This window comes from Sphingomonas montanisoli (genome assembly GCF_008274695.1).
Taxonomy (GTDB): Bacteria; Pseudomonadota; Alphaproteobacteria; order Sphingomonadales; family Sphingomonadaceae; genus Rhizorhabdus; species Rhizorhabdus montanisoli.
In genome coordinates this window covers 158,000-174,068 of the sequence record NZ_VTOU01000003.1, presented here as the reverse complement: position 1 = coordinate 174,068, position 16,069 = coordinate 158,000, and the positions used below count along the sequence as shown (strand labels likewise).

At 61.5% G+C, this 16,069-nt stretch carries 16 protein-coding genes; 14 read left to right on the top strand and 2 right to left on the bottom strand.

What is annotated here, in order from left to right; genetic code table 11:
- Positions 1-128 precede the first annotated feature (128 nt).
- Positions 129-545, bottom strand: coding sequence for a DUF3597 domain-containing protein (locus FYJ91_RS11980; RefSeq protein ID WP_149522534.1), 417 nt, complete (start codon positions 543-545; stop codon positions 129-131).
- A 242-nt stretch (positions 546-787) separates the two neighbouring features.
- On the opposite strand from FYJ91_RS11980, the gene FYJ91_RS11975 reads away from it, so the two are divergent.
- The 5 genes from FYJ91_RS11975 (at position 788) to FYJ91_RS11955 (ending at position 6,134) form a co-directional block, all read left to right on the top strand.
- Positions 788-2,224 carry a L,D-transpeptidase family protein gene (locus tag FYJ91_RS11975; RefSeq protein ID WP_149522533.1) on the top strand — a complete coding sequence of 479 codons (1,437 nt, stop codon included), beginning with the start codon at positions 788-790 and terminating at the stop codon, positions 2,222-2,224.
- On the top strand, positions 2,224-3,312 hold the full coding sequence (locus FYJ91_RS11970) for an App1 family protein phosphatidate phosphatase (protein WP_149522532.1): 1,089 nt from the start codon (positions 2,224-2,226) through the stop codon (positions 3,310-3,312). The genes FYJ91_RS11975 and FYJ91_RS11970 overlap by 1 nt, the downstream gene beginning before the upstream one ends.
- Before the next feature lie 215 nt (positions 3,313-3,527).
- Complete coding sequence (locus FYJ91_RS11965; protein ID WP_149522531.1) at positions 3,528-4,301, top strand: alpha/beta fold hydrolase; 774 nt, start codon at positions 3,528-3,530, stop codon at positions 4,299-4,301.
- Between the two features lie 329 nt (positions 4,302-4,630).
- Positions 4,631-5,278 carry a glutathione S-transferase family protein gene (locus FYJ91_RS11960; RefSeq protein WP_149522530.1) on the top strand — a complete coding sequence of 216 codons (648 nt, stop codon included), beginning with the start codon at positions 4,631-4,633 and terminating at the stop codon, positions 5,276-5,278.
- Between the two features lie 238 nt (positions 5,279-5,516).
- Positions 5,517-6,134: a GNAT family N-acetyltransferase gene (locus FYJ91_RS11955; protein WP_246152594.1), complete on the top strand. Its 618-nt coding sequence runs from the start codon at positions 5,517-5,519 to the stop codon at positions 6,132-6,134.
- 392 nt (positions 6,135-6,526) lie between these two features.
- Here the strand turns inward: FYJ91_RS11955 and FYJ91_RS11950 are convergent, their stop codons facing one another.
- Positions 6,527-6,916 (bottom strand): response regulator, encoded by a 390-nt coding sequence (locus FYJ91_RS11950; protein ID WP_281290624.1) that lies wholly within the window; start codon positions 6,914-6,916, stop codon positions 6,527-6,529.
- A 417-nt stretch (positions 6,917-7,333) separates the two neighbouring features.
- Here FYJ91_RS11950 and FYJ91_RS11945 point away from each other — a divergent pair, with 417 nt between their 5' ends.
- From FYJ91_RS11945 to FYJ91_RS11910, 9 genes are all read left to right on the top strand, one after another.
- A complete protein-coding gene (locus FYJ91_RS11945) occupies positions 7,334-8,059 on the top strand; it encodes a PDZ domain-containing protein (protein WP_149522527.1) in 726 nt (241 codons plus the stop codon).
- A complete protein-coding gene (locus tag FYJ91_RS11940) occupies positions 8,056-9,255 on the top strand; it encodes a PDDEXK family nuclease (RefSeq protein ID WP_149522526.1) in 1,200 nt (399 codons plus the stop codon). Before FYJ91_RS11945 ends, FYJ91_RS11940 begins: the two co-directional genes overlap by 4 nt.
- Before the next feature lie 3 nt (positions 9,256-9,258).
- On the top strand, positions 9,259-10,767 hold the full coding sequence (locus FYJ91_RS11935; protein WP_149522525.1) for a DUF2779 domain-containing protein: 1,509 nt from the start codon (positions 9,259-9,261) through the stop codon (positions 10,765-10,767).
- Between the two features lie 73 nt (positions 10,768-10,840).
- A complete protein-coding gene (locus FYJ91_RS11930) occupies positions 10,841-11,263 on the top strand; it encodes a Ros/MucR family transcriptional regulator (protein WP_149522524.1) in 423 nt (140 codons plus the stop codon).
- 45 nt (positions 11,264-11,308) lie between these two features.
- On the top strand, positions 11,309-11,455 hold the full coding sequence (locus FYJ91_RS20645) for a hypothetical protein (protein WP_181008480.1): 147 nt from the start codon (positions 11,309-11,311) through the stop codon (positions 11,453-11,455).
- A gap of 157 nt (positions 11,456-11,612) precedes the next feature.
- Complete coding sequence (locus FYJ91_RS11925) at positions 11,613-12,152, top strand: DUF3489 domain-containing protein (protein ID WP_149522523.1); 540 nt, start codon at positions 11,613-11,615, stop codon at positions 12,150-12,152.
- Positions 12,153-12,154: 2 nt separating this feature from the next.
- Positions 12,155-12,595: a DUF2924 domain-containing protein gene (locus FYJ91_RS11920; RefSeq protein WP_149522522.1), complete on the top strand. Its 441-nt coding sequence runs from the start codon at positions 12,155-12,157 to the stop codon at positions 12,593-12,595.
- On the top strand, positions 12,588-14,249 hold the full coding sequence (locus tag FYJ91_RS11915) for a recombinase family protein (protein ID WP_149522521.1): 1,662 nt from the start codon (positions 12,588-12,590) through the stop codon (positions 14,247-14,249). Before FYJ91_RS11920 ends, FYJ91_RS11915 begins: the two co-directional genes overlap by 8 nt.
- A 483-nt stretch (positions 14,250-14,732) precedes the next feature.
- Entirely contained in the window at positions 14,733-16,019 is a 1,287-nt protein-coding gene (locus FYJ91_RS11910; protein WP_149522520.1) for a tyrosine-type recombinase/integrase, read from the top strand.
- The last annotated feature ends 50 nt before the right edge of the window (positions 16,020-16,069 follow it).

Genomic DNA, 16,069 nt, shown 5'->3' with positions numbered 1-16,069 from the left:
TTAGGGCTGCTGTCGCCTGACCACCGCATGCGCGGTGATCTAGGGCAGGTCGCGCGGGATCAAACGGGGGCCCCGACATGGCGCAAAGCCGGACGGGGCCTGATCGATAAACCGGCGATAGCGCGCGCTTAATCGCGCAGCGAAGCAGGTACCTTACCGCCATTTTCAGCGAGCTTACGCATTACCGCCTTGTGAAGCGCGATATTCTGCTCGGCGCTGCCACCTGCACCGGCGTGGACGTTGAGTTCAGCCCCGAGCTCCTTGCGCGCCGTAAGGCTTGAGTCGAGGTCAAGTAGCGTCAGCAAGTCGACGATCGAAGTCTGCCAGTTCGAGGGACGGCCCTTGGCGGCAGCGATCTGGGTCAGCACCGCCTCGACATCCACCGGTTGTACGGGCGAGGGTGCTGGCGCAGCCGGCTTGGGCACTGACGCGGCAGGCGTCGCGACCGCCGGGCGCTGTGCTGCGGGAGGCGGCGTTGTGGTCGGCTTCGTCGGCTTGTCGCCGTGGCCGAAGATCTTGCCGAGGATATTTCCAAAGATGCTCATTTGCGTCTCCTGATGATGCCCTGCGCTCAACGTCCGCGGCGCCTATAATCTCCGCCGCTCACGCACGAGAGGTCGCACCTGCGGCCAACTGTCCCCGACATTGGCCGCAACTCCTGGAGTTCAACGAAGATGGTGGCGCAAATGGTTTCGAGGTGCTGACGACCGCGACTGCCAAGAGCTTGTCGATACGGACCCTAAGCAACTCCCTCGCGTTCAGGTGATGAGACCATGAGGAGTTCTGCGTGCGTAAAATTGCGATTGCCGCGTCACTGACCGTTTTGTCCCTCACCCTCGCATCCTGTGGCGAGCCTTCTCCGAAAAATCCAATTTCCGCGGCATCGCTAGAAACAGCGCAATGGAACTCCAAGGCGGCGGGCGAACTGCGCGATCGGATCGATCGGCGCGATGAGCATGCCCTCGATCATGTGGCGTTCGCGCTGCCCGAAAAGGGCAAGGACGGCGAAGATCGCGCTTTGACTGACGAAGCATTGCGCTTCGCCTCCGCGCTCGCCAAGGGATCAGCGGATCCAGCGAAGCTCTATCCGATCTACACGCTGGCGCGTCCTGACATCGATCTGCGGAACGGGCTTGCCGATGCTCTGATGCAAGGCAAGGTTGGCGAATGGCTGGACAATCTGGCGCCGAAGGATCCGCATTATTTGGCCTTGTCGAAGGCCTATGTCGCGTTACGCAAGGGCGACGGACAAGGCGCTCCCGCCATTCCCGAACGCGCCAGGCCGCTTGAACCCGGCTCGACGGATGCGCGCATCCCCGCGATTGCCCTCCAGCTCATCGCGCTGGGCTATCTTGACAATGGCAGCACCAAGCCCACCCGCTACGATGCCGTGATGACGAAAGCCGTTCAGCGGATGCAGGCCGATTATGGCATCAAGCCGGACGGCATTATCGGGAGCGACGCGCTCGAGATCCTGAACTTCACCGATGGCGATCGCGCGCGTTCCATCGGGGTCGCGATGGAACGGCTGCGCTGGCTCGAGCGCAATGCGCCATCGACGCGCATCGACGTCAACACCGCGACGTCTCAACTGACCTATTGGCGCGACGGCAAGATCGTGGACAGCCGGCGCGTAGTGGTCGGCGAACCCGATACCGAAACGCCTCTGCTCCAATCGCCAATCTATCGACTGGTCGCGAACCCCACCTGGACAGTGCCACGATCGATCGAGAAGAAGGAGATCGCGGGCAAGGGCGAAGGCTATCTGCGACAGAACAACATGGTGTGGAAGGATGGCTGGATCGTTCAGCAGCCGGGACCGAAAAACTCGCTCGGCCTGGTCAAGTTTGATATGCAGAACACGCACGCCATCTATCTGCACGATACCCCCGCCAAGGCGCTCTTCAACGAGGTTCAGCGCCAGCGCAGCCACGGCTGTGTCCGGGTCGAAGATGCGCTCGGTTTCGCTGAAATTCTAGCGCGCGACGCCGGCGTGCTGGAGGAGTGGCGCAAGGCGCGGGATGCTGGTGAGGAAGGCTTTGTCGCGTTGCCGCGAAAACTGCCGGTGCGCCTGATGTATCAGACGGTCGTCGTGGACGATGGCGGCAATGCGATCATCCGCGCCGATCCGTATGGATGGGATGACCGTGTCGCGAAGGCACTGGGATTCCCATCGGTTGCCGCACACCGCCTGAAGTCTGGCGGGAATGACGTCGGCCCTTGATGGCACTTTTCGGTCGCCTCCTTCACGCCGCTGCGCTGGAGCTTGAACGGGATATCGACCGGCTGACCCGGCTGTTGCCATCGCGCGGTGACGGCCGGGTCCGGATGTTGGCGTATGCGGGCTATCGCAATGCCACCGAGCTTCGGGTGTCGGGACGCATCGTTCGCTTCGCCGACGCGCTCGACCCGGACGAAGGATTCGTCGCGCGGGTCCGTGCTATGCTGGCCATCTATAACAGCCGCGAACTGGCGGGTGTAACGGTCCGTCTCGAGCATGACGGACGGAGCGATGATGTCGTGTCCGACGAGGAAGGCTATTTCAACTTCGCCATCCCGATCGAAGAGGCGTTACCCTTCACCGCCCGCTGGGATGCGGTGACGCTCACGACGCCCCACCATGAGATGCAGACGCCGTCGGTTGAGGTTCCGGTCCTGGCGCCGGGGACCGATGATCATTGGGGGGTGATCTCCGACATCGACGATACGGTGATCGAGACTGGCGCTACCAATTTCCTGAAAAACTGGCGCCGTGTTCTGGTGGAACGCCCGCAGGATCGGCTCGTCGTGCCGGGGGCGGCAAGCCTTTATGCGATGATTGCGCGCGACCATCGCGCACCGACACGGCCCTTCTTCTACGTCTCCTCGAGTCCTTGGAATCTCTACGGATTCCTCGCCGATTTTATGGAGCGTAATGCCATTCCGCACGGGCCGATGTTCCTGAAGGACATCGGGATCGATGCGACAAAATTCATCAATACCGGCCACGCCGATCACAAGATCGAGGCGATCCGCAAGATCCTCGCTTTCTATCCCGATCATCAATTTTTGCTGATGGGTGACAATGGCCAGAAGGATGTCGAGGTTTATGCTGCAGTGGTGCGCGATCATCGCGATCGGGTTGGGGCCGTCCTGATCCGCGACGTGTCGGGATCGTGTAAGTCAGGCCCAAATGCCGAACATCTTGCCGGGATCACTACCGTCGGCGTGCCAGTCTATTGCGCGGAGAGCTTTGTCGAAGCGCACGCCGTTCTGGAAAGCCTTGGTTTTGAACGCCCGGCCGAAGCTGCTCGAGCGGGCGAGGGATCCTAAGATCTCGCCGACGATCTAGAATATTTGCTTCGTCTGCGGCTTGGCAGATATGCGCCCTAACAGCGGCCATCCGACGCCGCGATCACCTAACCCAGAAGCGGTCGGTCGCGCGATGACCCGACTGACTTAATTTCGTATCATCAATTCGATGACGCAGTCGTCGGCCCCGAAGGTCAATCCCGATGGTTCAGGGTAACCAATCGGAGTTTTGCTGAATGCACGAGGTTCAACGCGGATCTGGTCCCCAGTTGCTACTTATTCACGGTCTCGGCGGGAGCTGGAAATCATGGAGCACCGTCATGGACGCCCTCAGTGCCGAGCGGTCGCTTATTGCGGTTGATCTTCCCGGACACGGCGCAAGTCCAGCCGGCCAGGATAGCGGGACCTTCGATGGCCTCGTTGCCAGCGTCGAGCGTTACATCGCGGAACACAGACTTGAAGGAATCGATGTCGTCGGTAGCTCAATGGGTGCGCGGATTGCGCTGGAGCTTGCGCGGCGTGGCCGGGTCGGCAACGTCGTGGCCCTCGATCCTGGCGGCTTCTGGCGCGGCTGGGAGCGCACATTCTTCAAAGTTACCATCGGAGTGTCGGGACGGTTGGTTCGGGCAATCCGGCCTATGCTGCAAACGCTAAGCAAGAACGCCGCGTCACGCACAGCGCTGCTAGCGCAGCTGTCGGCTCGCCCTTGGGCGCTCGATCCGACAGTTGTCGCGACCGAGCTTGAAAGCTTAAGTGATACGTCAACATTCGATGCTCTGGTGAATGATCTCGCCAGCGGGCCTGAGCAAATTGGCCCAGCAGCCGATCCGTCTCGGCGGATCGTAATCGGTTGGGGTCGCCACGATCGGTTATGCCTGCCGAGACAGGCGGCGCGTGCAAAGGCCGCCTTTCCTTCCGCCGAGCTGCACTGGTTCAACGCAAGCGGGCATTTTCCAATGTTGGACCAGCCTGACGAGACAGTTGCAGTAATAAATGCCGCAACTCAGTGATACACCATCGTCATACGCAGCAAGGCAGCTACGCGCCCCATAATCGGACGTAGCCGCCGGTCTTTCCGCTCCTGCAACCGGCCAGTCAGCTCTTATGACCTCGATGACGGCTACGCGAACGATCGAAACTCTGTCGGAACGACGCCGCCCGCCCGCACCGGCGATCTCGTGAAACTATAGTACGACCGGTCCAGCAGCCCTCACGTTCGCGCTCGCGGGCTCCGATGAAGGGGCGAAGATCATCCTGAAATATGCGATGATCGACGACGATGGTCCGACCGTCGGCTTTTTCGACGAGAGCGGATCCAAGCCCTGGTGAGGAACCGCATATGATTACAGTCCATCATCTGAACAATTCGCATTCGCACGTCGTGCTCTGGCTGCTCGAGGAGCTGGGAGTCGAATATCGAATTGCCCTCCATCAACGCGATCGCCAGACCTTCATGTCGCCGGCCTCGCTGCGTGCCATTCATCCCGCTGCCAAGGCACCGACGATCGCGGACAACGGTGCGGTGATGGTCGAGTCCACCGGCATTATACTCTACATCCTCGATGCCTATGGCGACGGCCGGCTCCGTCCGCCGCCCGGCACGGCCGAATCGATGCGGTTTTACCAATGGCTGACCTATATCGAGGGATCGGCCAAGGCGCCTCTGATGGGCCTGCTCCGGTTCCTGCGCAGCCCCGACGATGCCGGCAAGGCGCAGACCCAGGCGATGCTCACCAAGCATCTGACCCTGATAGAGGAGGCGCTGGGCCTCGACGGGACGATCGCCGGCGTCGGGTTCAGTGCCGCCGACATCCAACTCACTTTTTACGAGGAACTGGTCGAAGGCTTCGGGCAGATCGAGCCCTATCCCAACATGCAGGCGCATCTCGCGCGCATGCGTCAGCGTGACGCCTATATACGCGCCGAGGAAAAAGGTGGCCCCGTCGGCCTCATGTCAATGTTCTCGGCACTTCGTCAGCGCGCCTGAACGGAGAGCGCAAACGGGGGCGGCCCTACTGGCAAAGCTTATTCCTACCGACCCGAATGCGCTCTATAATCGGACGTAGCAGCGACCATCTGGCGAGCCTGTAAGCGGTCGGTCTGCTCGAGAGGGGCTGATGTCGGCTAGGGGGTGGAAATCTTGCCATACCGCAATGCGGCTTTCATTCTTGGGATAGCTGCTGTTCCGTTGGTGAGAGATGATGAGCAACCCTAGCGTTGACCCGATGATCCTCAATGCTTGGCTTTCAGCTCGGTCGGTTGCGCGGGGGCTGCCTATGCCGGTCCCTGAATACGGAGGCTTTCGCGTCAACACCAATTCAGATTCTGAGATCGCCCGTTGGGTTTTCCCGGAGATCAACGTGGGCCTCGAAGAACTTGCGCACACCATCGTCGAGCCTCTCTATTTTCTGAAATTATGTGGTGGGGCCGACGAACTGCGAGCGGTGCTACCAAAGGCGTGGGAGCTTCACGCTCCGAGCTACTTCATGCGTGCTATCCATACCCCTCCTGTGAGGCGTCTACCCAACGGTTATGCGATTGAGGTTAGCCGCGCCGGTGCGGTGATGGAGGCACGGATCGCGTCCGAAACTGGCGCTCTCGCTGCCAGTGGTTATGCGGCGGAGGCTTGGGGCGTGTTTATCTACGATCGGATCGTAACGGCGCCTGAGCATCGCCGAAAAGGACTTGGGCAGGTTTTAATGCGTGCACTCCACGACGCCCGACGACACTCTGCCAATCCGGAGCTGCTGGTCGCCACGGAAGATGGTCGGGCTCTCTATTCAACGCTGGGGTGGGAAACGATCTCCCCATATTCCACGGCCTCGATCATCAGCGCGCCGTAAGTCGGCTCTCGCCGTGTACCTGTCCAACGACGATAAGGAGTCGTAAGCCGTCGCCCTACCAAAACGGGATGGAACGGCGACAACGCGCCCTAAATTCAGCCGTTCAGTGGATGACGTCGTGATCCCGAAACCCGCCGTTCGTTCATCTATCGGGAGAAGGTCAGAGACTGGGACATTCCTGTCATTCCCTGTAATTTCCCACAACGACGGCTTCCGTCAGGAGCGGACTTTCCCGCATCATCGGTCCGGCAAGATACGAGCATGGTTGGCGGTTTTGCGGCAGGATGTCGACTGGCTGCCGGTAGCTATGGCGGGTCGCATGCGGTATGCACAGGTTCACCGCTATAGAGTCCCCGCCTGGGATTACGCGGTTGTCATGAGACACCGCGGCGTCAGGCACCGGAGTCTAACGTCGCCTGGATCGTCGCGATGAGCCGTTCGCGGGTCCACGGTTTGCGGACGAACCGGCCATGCTCTGGGAGTGCCTCCTCTTCGATGTGATGATGGCCGGACGTGAGCAGAAGGCGAACCTTCGGCCAGCGGTCGCGGACCAGCTGAGCCAGTTCGAGACCGTTCATACTTCCGGGCATGTCGATATCTGAAAATAGGAGATGCACGTCCTCCTGCCCCTGGAGCAGCGTGATCGCCTCGTCTGCGGTCTCGGCTTCCAGAACGGTGAAGCCTGCATCCTCCAAGATGTCGACGCCGTGCATCCGGACGAGCACATCGTCTTCGACGACGAGGACGGTTTGCTTAGCTTCTAGGACCTGCCAGTCGGCAATCGGCCCCGTTTCTGCCGCCGAGCCGCGCGCTCGAAGAAAGCTTAATCATGCTCGACAGAGCCCTGAGCCACGGCGCGGCCAGCGATAACGATTCAACCGCGTGCGCCAGCCATATTCAACTTGCTTCGTGAGCAGTTCGGAGCAATCTGACCCGGCTCCCGCGACACTCGGGAGCGGGGCGTGAGAACCCCTTTACGCATACTCGGTCATCCAGTTTTGGAGGGCCGGGTGGCATGCGCGCATGTCCAGCCGGTCCGCCGGTAAAGGCGCATGCGCCTGTGCGTAACAGGTTCTCAACATCCGGCTTTGGCCGTCGCCCCGAGAGGACATAGGTGCGACGAGGAAGCCAAGGCCAAGGCGTCGCCATGATTGGGGGCGCTCATGGTACCATTTTCGAACAGGCAATGCCGACGCGCAATGCTGCATGCACGCTTGCTATGCCTCACCATCGCGGCTGCGACACTTCCCGCGTTATCACCGACCGCTCAGGCTGCCGAGCCTTCGGTGGGTGCCAGCTATGGGCCTGAACCAGACTGGGAACGCTTCCGCGAACTCGCCGAGACTGCCGTCCGCAACCGTCTCATCGACCCGGATTCAGCTAAGTTCGATTGGCCTCACGGATTTGTGAAGCGCGGCTACACGCCGTTCTGGAGCAAGCGGATCTACGGCTACACGACGTGTGCTCTGGTCAACAGCAAGAACAGGATGGGAGGCTATACTGGCTCCGCCATGTTCACGGTCGTCATCGACAACGACCAGGTGCTCTACACTGAGATAGGATCGCCCAAGGGCACCGACCTGATGACATCGGCCTGCCTAAAAGCTGGCCTGCCCCCGCTTCCGGATGTGGCTACTACCATCGCATCCGCGCCATCGAAGAATAATTACGGCTTCACCGTCACGGCGGTCCCCGATGGCGCCTATATCGCGTCGGTAACGCCGGCCTGCGAAAAGGCTGGTCTCCATTCCGGCATGGTCATCACAAGCTTCAACGGCATCGGCCTCAAAGGCCTCACAGCCGCCGTAATGTCGCAGATCATCGGCGCCGCGACGGGCCCAGCCACGCTCCAGTTCGCCGGCGGCACCAGCGTCAGGATCGAGCCCGCCGCGACTGTCACTCCGCGGTTGGAGTATGCGCAATGACGCTGGTCCTTATCGACGATGCATCTCCCGCCCAGTTGGTCCCTCGCGTGCCCGAAGGTGAAGCGCGCCTGGAGAAACGCCTGCGCGACCTCATCCACGACTATCCGGCGGTGCTGCCCATCCATGATCTCGATCCCAGCTACGGGACGATGATCACCGTCGCTAAAGAGCTCAACATACCGGGCGTCGGCTTCATCGACGTCGTCCTCATGGACGAGTTGGGCAGGCTGGTGGTCGTCGAGTGCAAGCTCTGGCGCAATCCCCAGGCACGCCGCGAGGTTGTCGGCCAAATCCTCGACTACGCCCGCGAGCTTGCCCGCTATGGCTATGAAGATCTACAACGCCAGGTCTCCATCGCCACGAAGCGACAGGGCAACGTCCCCTACGAGCTTGCCCGCAATGCCGGTGGGGCGCTCAGCGAGGGCGAGTTCGTTGACCGCGTCGCGCGAGATCTTGCAGCTGGACGCTTCCTGCTCCTGGTTGTCGGCGACGGCATCGCGGAAGGCACGCGTCGCATCGGCGAATATCTGCGTGACCAACCGGGCCTCGCCTTCGATTTCGGGCTGATCGAGATTGCCGAATATCGCTTCACCGACGGTGCAGGCCGCGAACATCTCATCGTCCAGCCCCGCATTCTCGCGCGTACTGCGGTCATTGAGCGCCACGTCATCCGCAACGAAGCGCCGGGCGTCATCATCGCATCTGCCGAAGCTGAGGACGCTGGATCATCATCACCGCGCCCGCCGAGCGAGTTCGGGCAAAAATGGCGCCGCTTTGTCGAAAAATTTGTCGCCGAAACGCGCTTCGATGATCCGGCCCAGCCAGCCCCCCGCTATGGCGGCAACGGCTGGATGAAGATCCCGCTGTCGCAAGGCCTCTACGTCAACGCATACCGGTCAGGCGGCACCCAGCGCATTGGTGTATCGGTGAGCTTCAGGGGCAGCGAAGGTGAGCTGGCGTGGGAAGAGCTCAATATCGAGCGCGACGCGATCGATGCCGAGTTTGTGGACGCAGGCTTGCCGGCGCCAATGTGGACGCACGACAACGTCCCGCACATCAGCCTGACGCTGGAAGCGCCAACGCCCTGGTCCGACGCCGACGACGCCGATCACCGCTTATGGCTCGGGCGCGTGTCCAACCAGTTCGTGAACAGCCTGCGACCTCGCCTGCTGCGCCTCGAATCTGCTAATAGCTGATCGATGGAAAAGACCGCGACCAGACCCCGCCGCAGCGGATTGTCGAAGTCGCGAATTACGCTGTTCGAGCAATGTCCGAAGCGGCTGTGGCTGTCGGTTCATGGCTCCGAACTGTCCGACGAAACGACCGCGGTCACCAGCAGCATGGCGGTTGGTCACGAGGTGGGCGCGCTCGCCTGCGCACTATTGCCCGGCGGCCACATGATCGAGGCAGGTCGCGGCATGGGTGCTGCGGTCGACGAGACCAAAGCTCTCCTGGCCTCCGGTTGGAACGCGCCGATCTTCGAGGCGACCTTTGTCCACGACGATGTGCTCATTCGTGTCGACCTGATGATTCCCGCCGACGGCGGCTGGCACGTCGCTGAGGTCAAAAGCACGACCGGCCTTAAAGAATATCACCTTGCAGACCTTGCGACCCAGCTTTGGGTCATGCGTGGGAACGGCGTACCTATCGCGTCGGCTGCCATTCGGCATCTCGACCGCAGTTTCAACCTTAGAGAAGAGCGCGACTATGTCGGTCTTTTCGCCGACGCCGACATCGCGGGCAGCGTCGAGCCCATCATCGACGGGCGCGCCGCTATCGTCAGTTCAGCACGCGACGCGCTTGCGGGGCCCGAGCCTGTTCGCGAACCCGGCGCCCACTGCGACACGCCCTTCCCATGCTCGTTCAAAACCTATTGCTGGCGCGATATGCCGCCGGGGCCGGAATGGCCGGCATTCCTGTTGCCTGACATCGCGGGCAAAAAGATCGCGCGGGATTGGGCGTTGAAGGGTGTCGATGATCTCCGCGATGTTCCAGCGGACGCGATGACCAACGACCGGCTGCGTCGCGTTCATGCCGCGACATTGAGCGGCGTCCCCTATCATGATGCAGAGGCGATCCGCGCTGAGACCGCATCCTGGGCCTGGCCTCGAACCTATCTCGACTTTGAGACCATCCAGTTCGCGATACCGCGCTGGATCGGGACCGGACCCTTCGCACAGGTGCCCTTCCAATTCTCCGCGCATATCGAGGATGCCGGCGGGGCGCTCGAGCATCGCGAGTGGCTGTCTCTCGATGGGGCGGACCCGCGCGAAGCGTGCGCCACGGCGTTGGCGAGCCTGCCCCAAACCGGCGCCGTTATTGCGTGGAATGCGAGCTTCGAACGTGGGTGTCTGCTCAAGCTGGCAGATCAATTTCCGGACCATGCCGAACGTCTGCGCTGCCTGGCCGGCCGCCTCGTCGATTTGTTGCCGGTCGTGCGCCGTCATTATTATCATCGCGACCAGCGCGGCAGCTGGTCGATCAAGGCGGTCCTGCCGACCATCGCACCAGACCTTGCCTATGATGGTCTGGAGGATGTGAAATCAGGCGTCGACGCTCAGGTGGCGTATTTCGAAGCCATCGCGCCTGAAACGCACGATGTCCGCCGCGAGCAGATACGCAAGGCGCTTTTGACCTATTGCGAGCGCGATACGCTGGCGATGAAGGTCGTGCTCGACCGCATGTTGGGGGCCCAAAGCGTAGCTTGATCTGAAGCAACGACTAATCTCTGTGCGCGGGAGAGAAGTTGTCCTACGCCGTCGATGTACCGACGGAGATACTATGGCTGATAACGACCTCATCGAGTTGACCGCACAAATCGTTGCCAGCCATGTCGAGAATAACCGCCTCAATGTCGCTGATGTGCCAGCCCTTATTCAGAGTGTTTACGCCGCTCTTGCTGGCCTGTGCCAACCCGTGGTCGTGCCGGAGGTACCGCAGGAGCCAGCAGTGTCGGTTCGCTCATCGGTGAAGCCCGATGCGATCACCTGTCTCGAGTGCGGCACCAAGCAGAAGATGCTCAAGCGCCATCTCGGCGTGTCGCATGATCTGACCCCTGATCAATATCGCGCGAAGTGGAAGTTGCCGGCCGACTACCCGATGACCGCGCCAGATTACGCTGCGCAGCGCAAGGACTTGGCGCTCAAGCATGGCCTCGGCACCAAACCGGTGGCCAGGCGTGGCCGCCCGAAGCGGACATCCTGATCCAGGCTATTGCGCCCCTGTAGCTTTGGGCCGCAAGGCGCAGGCATGAATGATATCGAGCGTCGGCTGACCGAGAAGTTGAGCCAACTCCCCGAATGGCTTCGGCACGACCTCTCGTCAAAAGATGAGACGATCCGCGCTCGCGCCGAGGAAACGCTGGCCGCAATTCTGGCGGCCGCGCTGAAGGAGTAAGAATCCCGACTTTCTGCTCGACTTCGTGGGCACGTCGAGCATTGCTGTGTCCGTGAAGAGCGGGCGCTGAAAAGGCGGCCGCGGCCCCGGCAAGTGAGAACTTGCGGGGCTCTGGGTGGTGGGCCGGCGTGGTGCCGGTCCGATCAGGAGACCACCCATGACCAAGCTCACCGATATGCAGCTCGTGCTGCTCTCGACCGCTGCCGCACGCGATGATGGCAGCCTGCTGCCGCCCGCCGAAAGCCTCGGGACCCGGTTCGACCGCATCCGTCGCTCGGTCCAGGCCCTTATTGATAAGGGCCTCGCGACCGAGTTTACCGTTAGCGAGCAGGCCAAGAGCTGGCGGCATGATGACGACATCTTCTATGGCGTGATGATCAGCGACGCGGGGCGGCAGCTTCTCGATGGTGGAAACGAAGCCACAGCTCCTTCGAATGGGGGAGGGGGCAAGACCCGCGATGCGGCCGCAGGCTCGCCGGACGCACCCGCCGCGCCTCGCGAAAATACCAAGGCTGCTAAACTGGTCGATCTGCTTCGTCGCGAAGGTGGTGCGAGCATCGCAGATATCATGGCGATGACGGGCTGGTTGCCCCACACCTCGCGCGCTGCTCTGACCGGCCTCCGAAAAAAGGGATACGCCATTTCGTCGGGCAAGACCGAGGGCGTGACCCGCTACGCCATCGCTGCGGAAGCTTGAGCGTGGCCTATCGGCTCGAAACCCTGGCGACGATGTCGTCAGGGGAGCTGCGGCAAGCGTGGCTCACATTGTTTGACGCAGCAGCACCTGACGCGCCTGCCTCGCTGCTGCGTCTGGCTCTCGGGCATCGGCTCCAAACGAAGCAGCAAGGCGGGCTTCCCGCCTGGGCTAACCGGATGCTTGATGCCATCGCCGCTGACCCTGCCGAGAGGCCTGAGCCCCCTATCCAGATAAAGGCGGGCACGCGCTTGCTTCGTGAGTGGCAAGGCAAGCTGCACTCGGTCACGGTATCCGATGAGGGCTGCCTCTATGATGGTCGGTGTTTCGCCTCCCTCACGCAGGTTGCGCGGGAAATTACGAACACCCACCGGTCGGGGCCCCAATTCTTCGGGATAAAGCGCCGACCCCCGCCGCCGCGGCAGGGGGAGGCGGCTCATGGCTAAGCGCGGCCCACGCTCAGCACCTGCAACCTCGAGCGATGTCGGCGTCCGGCGCGTTCGCTGCGCGGTCTACACCCGCAAGTCGACCGAGGAGGGGCTCGACCAGAGCTTCAACAGCCTCGATGCCCAGCGTGAAGCTTGCGAAGCCTTCATCACCAGCCAGCGGCACGAAGGCTGGGTGCTCGACCCGGCGCTCTATGATGATGGCGGATATTCGGGTGGAACGATGGAGCGGCCGGCGCTCAAGCGGCTGCTCGCCGACATCGAGAGCGGCCGGGTCGACATCATCGTGGTCTATAAGGTCGACAGGCTTACCCGGGCACTCTCGGATTTTGCCAAGATCGTTGAGATCCTGGATGCCAAGGGCGCCAGCTTCGTCTCTGTAACGCAGGCCTTCAACACCACAACGAGCATGGGCCGGCTAACCCTCAACGTTCTGCTCTCCTTTGCCCAGTTCGAGCGTGAGGTGACCGGCGAGCGCATCCGCGACAAGATCGCTGCCTCCAAAAAGAAGGGAATGTACATGGGCGGCCTGGCGCCGCTCGGTTACGACGCCTCGGACCGTCAGCTCCTCATCAAAGAGACCGAAGCGGCGACGGTGCGACTTATTTACCAGCGCCACGTCGAGCTCGGCTCGATCACTGCCCTGATCCGCGACCTCAACAGGCGTCATGTCGTCACCAAGACCAGTGCGATGCGTGATGGCAGGATGCGTGGGGGACAGCCCTTCACGCGCGGCGCCCTGATCTATCTGCTGCGCAACCCGATCTACATCGGTCGGGTCCGGCATGGCGACATGACCTACGACGGTGAGCACCAGGCCATTGTCCCGCTCGATTTGTGGGAAGCTAGCCAGGCACTGCTGAGTGGCGCCAAGCACCAGCCTCGACCGCGCAAGACTTTGGTCAGCCCGCTTAATGGACGGATTGAGGATGGCGTTGGCCGGCCAATGATGTCGGTGCATTCCAACCATGGGACGCGCCGTTATCGCTACTATGCATCTCGCTATCGCGAGGGGCAGGCTGAATCGGTCTGGCGCATCCCGGCGGGTGACGTGGAGGAAATTGTTCAGAAAGGGCTGTTTGATTTCCTTGGTGATCAACATCGGCTCGGTGCTGAGCTTGGAACCGGTCATTCCAGCGTGGGCAATGCATCATTTCTGATCACAGATAGCAGTGAGCCCTTGGCCTTCGCTGCTCTGCTGGAAATGCTCGATGCCCAGATTTTCGTGCAGCAGCAGCTCGTCACGATTGAGTTTAGCGCGATGCGGCTCGCGAAGCAGGTGGGAGCGGATGCGTCAGGTCTGACGGATGATGAACAGATCAGGGTCGAGGTCGCTGTCTCGTTGAAGCGGCGCGGACATGAATTGAGGCTGGTGTACGCGGCGCCTGAAGCGCGGCCGGCACAGCGAGACGATCGTTTGATCCAGCTCCTCGCATCCGGTCGCTCGGTATGGGCAGAGCTGCAGAAGGGGAAGGGGGGAGCATCGCGGAGCCACATGATTCGGATGGCGCGTCTCAATTTCCTCGCCCCCGACATCGTCACGGCGATTCTGGAAGGGCGCCAGCCGGTTGAGATGACTACCCGATCGTTGCTGCGGGTGGCGGAGTTGCCGATTGCCTGGCCTGAGCAAAGGAAGGCGCTCGGCTTCACCTGATCCGCAACCCCCTCGCTGCTCTTTGGGCGCGTCTCCCTCCGGAGGCGCGCCTTCGCATTTCGGGGCGAATGTAAAGTCAGGACACGAAAGTGGCGACCAGAGACGAAGGCCGACATTTCTCGCTTCGAGTGCGAGAATTGGGCCATCTCTGTCCTGAACTGAAAACCGATCGCCAAAAAAGGCGCGGAACTGCGGGCTTTTTGGGGCCTCTTTCAAACCCAGCCGGATTTCGGTGAAATCACGGACTGGGTGGTGCTGCCGGTGAGGATTGAACTCACGACCTCAGCCTTACCAACGAGCGAAAGCTTCATATCCGTTGCCCACCCATTCTGCGATATTGCCTTAAAATCTTTGCAAAACCGTCAGTTATCTCGGAGACAACCAGCCCATATATAGCCGCTTCCATCCGGCAATGCGATTACGCGCTTATTACTTTTCATGCGACGGCGTCCGGCGTAATATCGCTGCCCGAGGTAGAGAGTGATGGCCGGCAAACTTACGACCCATATGATCGAGAGCGCAAAGGTGCCGTCTGCTGGCCAGACCTTCCTGTGGGACGGCGAGCTGAAGGGGTTTGGCGTTCGGGTGGGCTCGACCGGTGTTAAGTCGTATGTGCTTCAGTATCGAAGCCCCGATGGAAGACTGCGTCGGAGCGTTTACGCGCGGTTCCCTGTGTTCTCAGTGGATGAGGCGCGCAAGGAGGCGATCCGGATGCTTGCCGACGTTACGCGCGGCGTGGACCCGGCAGATGTGAAAGAAGCCAAGCGTGCGGCGCCAACGATCGGCGAGGTGTGCGACTGGTATCTTAAGGAAGCTGAAGCCGGCCGGCTGCTCGGACGGCGGCGCCTGCCGATCAAGGCATCCACGGTCCGCATGGAGCGGAGCCGTATCGATCGTCATATCCGGCCCTTAATCGGCCATCGAAAGGTGAGCGGGCTCAAGCCAGCGGACATCGAAGCAATGCAGGCCGACATTGCCGGCGGGAAGAGCGCCGCCGACAAGGGCAAGGGTCGCGGACGGAAGACAACTGGCGGAAGCGGCGCTGCGTCGCGTGTCATTTCGACGCTCCACTCAATGTGCGAGCATGCGGTGCGCTTGGGCGTTATCGACAGCAACCCCGCAAAGGGCGCACGCCGCATGGCGAGCAGTCGTCGGACGCGGCGATTGAGCGCGATCGAGCTTGGCAAGCTCGGCGCCGCCATGCGATTAGCTGCGAGCCGCGACGAAAGTCCGACCGGCCTCGCGGCGGTGCGCCTAATCGCGCTCAGTGGATTTCGGTTATCGGAGGCGCAGGAGGTGGAGCGAGCCTGGGTCGACGCCGAAGGCAGCGCGGTCCACTTCCCCGACACGAAATCCGGCGCTCAAGACCGGCCAATCGGAAAGTTGGCCCTGGCGGTCATCGAGGCCCAGCCCGAGATTGCAAGCTGCCCGTATGTGTTCCCGTCCGATTCTGGCGACAGCCATTATAAGCAGGTCCCGGACGTTCTGCAGCGGCTCTGCATTTCAGCCAAAATCGAAGGCGTGACAGCTCACACGCTTCGCCACACGTTCGGCAGCGTTGCGGGCGACCTGGGATATACCGAGCTTACGATCGCGGCCCTACTAGGGCACGGAAAGCGCGGCGTTACACAGGGATACATCCATATTGAGGAAGCGCTGCGAGAAGCGGTCGATCGAGTTTCGGCCAAAATTGCCGACTTGTTAGACGGTCGAGCGAACAGCGTTCGCGATCACTCGGAGATGGATGGCGGCGGGCGGCTGGCGGCCTAGCTGTTGGTCGCGGGAGATTGACCTTCTCTGAGTTGAGCCCCGAAAAAAGC